We start from the raw sequence: 6,022 nt of genomic DNA on the forward strand, positions 1-6,022 counted from the left end.
TCCTCGGGCGTAGCCACTGCCAGTCAACTCGCCAGCCACGTTGTCGATCTGTCGAACCGTAGGATTCTGAGATACGTTCTGGAAAAGTCCATTGACGCTGTTATCGGCAGGCGAACTCACCGAGCCGGAAATGGGCTGTACTAGTGGAGATGTCTTGTTAAAGGGATTGCCTTCGCCCAAATCAGCCAGACCGACCAGGTTCCGTAGCGTTTCCGTATTTTGTGAACGGTTGGTTATATAAACTTCTACCCGCGTTACGGTAACGCCCGAAGTAATCATCGGAAGTTGCTGGAGCGAGCGGTCGTAATTATTACGGAAGAAATGATTCAGAAAGAAGTGTCGGTTTTCATCGTATAAATCTTCACGAATGGAAAAGCCACGATTCTGGGCTCCGTTGCGAAGGACGATGCTCTGCCGTTTGGAACGTTGCTGAGCCGCCACCAGATTCACGTCCAGTTTGCCAAACCGCAGGGCTACGTTCGCTCCAAACAGGTTTTCAACACCCGGAATCAGCTGACTGTTGGTGCGAAAACTCGTATTTCCGGCTTCCACCCGCTGGATAATGTCTTCCTCCTGATTCCGAAAGCCAAGCTTGAGTTTGTTCTCGAAGTTGAAGGCGGCTTTCGTATCAAAATTGGTATTCAGGTTTAGCTTGTCCCCAATTTTTCCGGCGAAGTTTACGGCAATCTGTTCATTGAAAATGAAGTTGCCCGTTCGCCGCTGCCGTACCGGAATCGCCGGATTGTCAATACTCTGATGGAGATAACCAAAGTCGAGCAGTACTGAGCCATTGGGTAAAAAGTCGATAATGTTCGAGCCGAAAATCCGGTCGAGCGAAGGGTCAGACAGTTTAATTTTTGGGAAAAGACCACGGCCCGTTACTTCACTTTTTCCGTCGCTTCGACCTGCGTATTCACGAATTAAGTCCCGATAGGAAGCGTTGTTCTGAATGCGTAGGTATTCGTCCAGCGAGATATTTTCGCCGGGCCGGTACGGAATCGTTCGGTCGCCTACTTTAAAGGCGTCGTTGACGGTAATTTTCTGATCCAGTGGATTAAACCGAAACTGGGTTTGTAAGTCTTTAGGATCAGGTGGGATTAAAGGGGATTGTGGGAGTCGATAACTAAACCGACTGGCTAAACGATCCGATACTTTTAATAGAGGTCGACGTCCGGTTTTGGTTCTGTACAAGGTGTCTACGCGAGCCGTGTCGGGTTGAATCTGCTGAGCCTGAGCCATTGCAGTACTTGCACCAAACAACAAAAAAGCCCTTACTAATCCTGGTACAGATATCCATCGCCGCCGCCGGGAATAAGTTCCTGACTTTTGAACGGGTTGGAAAATTCGCATTGTTAGGTAAAGTGTCCTTCGCAATATGATCTATTGAAAGAGTAGGCGTGTGTACTTCGGGGGAACGAAGTGTTGGGTTACCGCATCCTTAAACGCCAAAACTAAAAGTAAAATTGCAAAAAAAGTGGGATAGGCTATCGCTTGTATTCGATTAAGAAATGATAAATGGTAGTGAATGGTTGATTCAACTCTGTTTTAGGTATATTAACCTGGTTTTTTTAAGCAAAAAATCTTTCCGAAAGATAGACTTCGGAAAGATTTTTGCGGGTATGTTGGGGTCCTACCGTAAGGATTGTTTGATTAAATCTTCGACGGACGCATTGGGATCTTTTTTCAGTAGAGTATCGACTGATTTTTCGGCAACGGGGCGGGGGATACCCATCACAATCAAAGCCGAAATAGCGTCGGTACGAGCACCAGCGTTGGGACCGAGGAACAGATTGGTCGTCATACTTCCCGAAGCCAGGTGATCTTTCTTGAGTTTATCCTTGAGTTCAAGAATGACGCGTTGGGCCGTTTTTGCTCCAATCCCCTTAATGCCTTGAATGACGCGTAAATCTTCCGTGATAATCGCCTGCCGGATTTCGACCGAAGAAAGGGAAGAAAGCATCACCAGAGCCGTATTCGGGCCAATACCTGACACGCTGACTAAATCCAGGAAGAGCAGTTTTTCGCTCATTTCCTGAAAGGCGAACAGGATGTGGGCATCTTCCCGAATATTTAAATACGTGAACAAACGGCAACGTTCGTTCACCTCCGGTAAAGCCGAATACGTTTGCAGGGAAATACGTACTTCGTATCCAACGCCCTGCACGTCGATAATGGCGTAAGCGGGTTCTTTATAAGTGAGCTTGCCTTCTAAATAAGCAATCATTTGCTGGGATGATGAGCAAAACAAGCCACGGGGCGTATCGTCCGGTGGCTTGTTTTAGTAGTACTGGATGGAATATCGTTCGTGTTAAATCACTAACAGTTTCTGGCCGGGATGTACCGCGTTACCTTTGATTCCATTGAGCTTACGTAATTTATCAATGGAAATACCGCCGTAACGTTGTGAGATTTTCCAGAGCGTATCGCCGGGTTGTACAGTATGGTACTTGCGGGCTTTGCTCAGGCGTTCGTCACGACTGGTAGCCGCGGCAGATTTACTCACGGTAGCCACAGCAATCTGGGGTTGCGGTACACTTACTTGCTGATAAACGACTAGATGTTGGCCCGCTTTAATTCTTGAATGGCGACCCAGTCGGTTCCACACTTTCAAATCCTGGCTTGCTACGCGGTAATGGCGGGCAATGGAAGATAACGTCTCGCCACGGTGTACTTTATGCGAAACCCGCTTTGATTTCGTACGTGCAACGTCTTCGTTCTGAGCTGAACCCGTTTCTTCCTCATCATCCGATGTATGGGAGGCTAGCATCACGCGTGGAGAACCGGCGTAATTCGTAGCCGAATCCAGAATGAAACGACGGTGAGCGTAGAAATACTTCAACTCTTCCTTGGGCAAACGAACGGGATAACCTTTCGTACCTTCGGGTAGAACATCGGTTAGAATGTGGGGATTTAGTTGTTTTACTTTGTCGTAGGAAAACTGCCCGACCTGAGCTAAGGTCCGCAAATTCATGTAGGAATTAACGTGAATCGTATCGAAAGCAACTACCGTATGCATCGAGTCGGGTTTGATTCCGTGATCAGCCGCGTAATGCATCATGTACACAATGGCTGCGTATTGAGGAACGTAACCGCGAGTTTGCTTATGCAAATGCGGGTAGACTTCCCAATACGTATGCTTACCCGATTTGCGGACGGCTCGCATCACGTTTCCGGGGCCGGTATTGTAGGACGCCAGCATCATTTCCCAGTCGTTATTAAAGATACGACCTAATTGCAAGAAGTACTTACAGGCAGCTTCGGTGGCTTTGTACGGGTCGAAGCGTTCATCAACGTATTTATCAATCCGTAATTTAAAATCGATACGTCCGGTGCTGGGCATGAATTGCCACAGGCCACCTGCTCCAGCATAAGAAATGATTTTGGGATCGAGACGGGATTCAATGAGGGAAAGGTACTTCAACTCATCGGGGAGGCCGTACTGGGCCAGGTACTTTTCGAAAATGGGGAAATACAGGGCTTTTCTTTCCAGCATTTCCTTCACAAACGAAGGCTTACGAAAGGTAAAAAACTCGACAAACTGATGGGTTACATCGTTGTGATTCAGAGGGATCTCTTTTTGCAGCTTGGCCATGCGTTCGTGCACCAGTTGGAAATCTACTTGTGGCACGGAATCTTTCACTACGGTAGGCGTACTGTTTTTCGTCGAATCGGTCTGTGCTCCTACGGAACAAATCGAGAATGAGGCAATCGCCGCCGCAATGGTCAGGATTCGAATTGGTCTCATCTAGTAAGGGTTTGTTGTTAGGTTATACAGGAGTTTCTTCGCGAAACTCAGGAAACATACTTCATTCGATTCAGGCAGGCAGAAGGAGTGTTCTTAGTGCTCTTTGCTACAAGAGCCCCAAGGAAATGGCTATTAATGAATTGAATTTAAATGCTTACCGCTGCCTGATCCTGGATTTCCAGGGTATTAGCAAAAGCCAGTAATTTTTCTTCTTCGAAGGCTGGGGCCAAAATCTGAATTCCGACGGGCATTCCCTGTGAATCGGTACCCAAGGGTAGCGAAAGGGCGGGTACACCCGTTACGTTAGCCTGCACCGTAAAGATGTCGGCTAGGAACTCTTTCAATGGATCAGAAGATTTCTCACCGAGCGGAAACGCCACTGAAGGAGTAGTGGGGTAGAGCAGAAAATCAACCTGCTCGAAATGTTGCTCGATTTCTTCCTTTATTAAACGTCGAACGCGTTGAGCTTTGGTGTAGTACGCGTCGTAATAATTTGCACTCAGTACAAAGGTCCCCAGCAAAATACGCTTGCGGGCTTCGGCTCCCAAACCTTCCGTACGGCTAAGCCGATACAGCGAATCCAGATCAACGGCTTGCGGACTACGATGTCCGTATCGAACGCCATCGTACCGCGAGAGATTAGAACTTACCTCGGCTGTTGTCAGGATGTAATACGTCGGCAGATAGTACTTAGCCAGCGGAAAATCAACGGGTACTACCGTGTGTCCCTCAGCCTCTAAACGATCAATGGTTTGGCGTAAAACCGCTTTAACCGATGCATCAACCCCATCCGACTCTAAACTGTCGCGAAAATAACCGATTTTTTTCAGACCACCAGCTTCTAATTTTTCGGAGTATGCGGGTACGGGTTGCTGGGATACTGTGCTATCCTGCTCGTCGGCTCCGGCCATAACTTCCAGAATCAGAGCCGCATCTTCTACGCAACGCGTAATAGGCCCAATGGTATCGAAGGAGGAGGCATACGCCAGCAAGCCCCAGCGGGACACCCGGGCATACGTAGGTTTCAAGCCAACCAATCCACAAAAAGCGGCGGGTTGCCGTACTGATCCGCCCGTATCCGTACCAATCGAAGCAAAGCACAGATCCGCCTGTACAGCTACGGCTGAACCGCCCGAAGAACCACCGGGTACGCGGCTTTCATCGCGGGCATTGAGTACGGGTCCGTACGCGGAGTTTTCGTTGGAAGAACCCATTCCGAATTCATCGCAGTTCTGCCGACCGATAATGATCGCATCCTCGTCGAGTAAGCGTTGAACGGCAGTTGCGGTAAATTGCGAAACGAAACCCTGGAGAATACGACTTCCTCCCTGTACGCCGTGATTGGCATAACACAGTAAATCTTTGATTCCAATTACCATTCCGGCCAGCTTGCCAGCCGTACCAGCGGCTAGCTTAGCATCAATGCGGGCCGCTTCCTGACGAGCTTCTTCGGCGTATACCGCCAGAAAAGCATTCAGATGAGCTTGTTCGGTAATACGATTCAGGTAATAGTCAACCAAAGCACGGCACGAAACCGTACCCTGATGTAAGTCCTGCTGAAGCGAACGGAAAGAAGAATAGTACTTCAAAACGAGGGGTAAATCTGGAGATTAGCTAAAAAACAACAAAAGGGCCTAGTCACATGACTATGCCCTGGAGTGTACACAAAAACGACTATTTATTAGCTTCGTCGCCTGCTTTTTCAATTTCGCTACGAACATCTTTGCTAGCGTCCTTGAACTCACGAATACCTTTTCCAAGGCCCCGTGCGAGCTCAGGGATTTTCTTCGCTCCAAAGAGGAGAATAAAGGCAAAAATAATCAGGGCGATTTCGGGCCCACCGAGGCTAAACGCCAAAATTGTTGCCATTTCCATGATGAATGTCTTTAATAATTGATGTAAAGTTAAGGATTACCTTTGAAAAATTCTGTAGTACCCCCTGGTTTTATTCTCGGTCGCGGGTTGGATACGTCGCTTCTTGAGGGTCAAGTGGAACCACTTGTTCGGCTTCCCAAACCTTGAATGTATCCAGATCATTAGAGATGGTACGAAATAGCCAAATCAGTAAGGCTATATCATCCGTAAAACCGATGATGGGAAGTAAATCCGGGATTACATCGATTGGACTGACAAAATAGATCAGTACGGCTACGGTCAGAACTACACTCTTCCAGGGTAGTTGCCGATATTCTCCTTTGGCATACGCCCGAATCAGGCGGGTCAGAAGACCCAACTTTTCCTGTACATCATGGATGATGGCTCCTTTGTTGGAAGTGC

At 48.0% G+C, this 6,022-nt stretch carries 6 protein-coding genes; all 6 read right to left on the minus strand.

The genetic code is table 11. The features are described from left to right. Positions 1–1,239, minus strand: a 1,239-nt coding sequence (gene sprA, locus ACOJTG_RS23765; protein ID WP_420156092.1) for a cell surface protein SprA, incomplete at its 3' end; no start/stop codon positions are given. 391 nt (positions 1,240–1,630) lie between these two features. Further along, complete coding sequence (gene ruvA / locus ACOJTG_RS23770) at positions 1,631–2,224, minus strand: Holliday junction branch migration protein RuvA (protein WP_104709518.1); 594 nt, start codon at positions 2,222–2,224, stop codon at positions 1,631–1,633. 84 nt (positions 2,225–2,308) lie between these two features. Next, positions 2,309–3,745 carry a LysM peptidoglycan-binding domain-containing protein gene (locus ACOJTG_RS23775; RefSeq protein ID WP_420156093.1) on the minus strand — a complete coding sequence of 479 codons (1,437 nt, stop codon included), beginning with the start codon at positions 3,743–3,745 and terminating at the stop codon, positions 2,309–2,311. A gap of 146 nt (positions 3,746–3,891) precedes the next feature. Continuing rightward, positions 3,892–5,334 (minus strand): Asp-tRNA(Asn)/Glu-tRNA(Gln) amidotransferase subunit GatA, encoded by a 1,443-nt coding sequence (gatA, locus tag ACOJTG_RS23780; RefSeq protein WP_420156094.1) that lies wholly within the window; start codon positions 5,332–5,334, stop codon positions 3,892–3,894. 85 nt (positions 5,335–5,419) lie between these two features. After that, entirely contained in the window at positions 5,420–5,620 is a 201-nt protein-coding gene (locus ACOJTG_RS23785; protein WP_094808974.1) for a Sec-independent protein translocase subunit TatA/TatB, read from the minus strand. Between the two features lie 70 nt (positions 5,621–5,690). After that, positions 5,691–6,022, minus strand: a 332-nt coding sequence (locus ACOJTG_RS23790) for a YkvA family protein (protein ID WP_420156095.1), incomplete at its 5' end; no start/stop codon positions are given.

Source organism: Siphonobacter sp. (assembly GCF_048595215.1).
In the GTDB taxonomy this organism is placed as follows: Bacteria; Bacteroidota; Bacteroidia; order Cytophagales; family Spirosomataceae; genus Siphonobacter.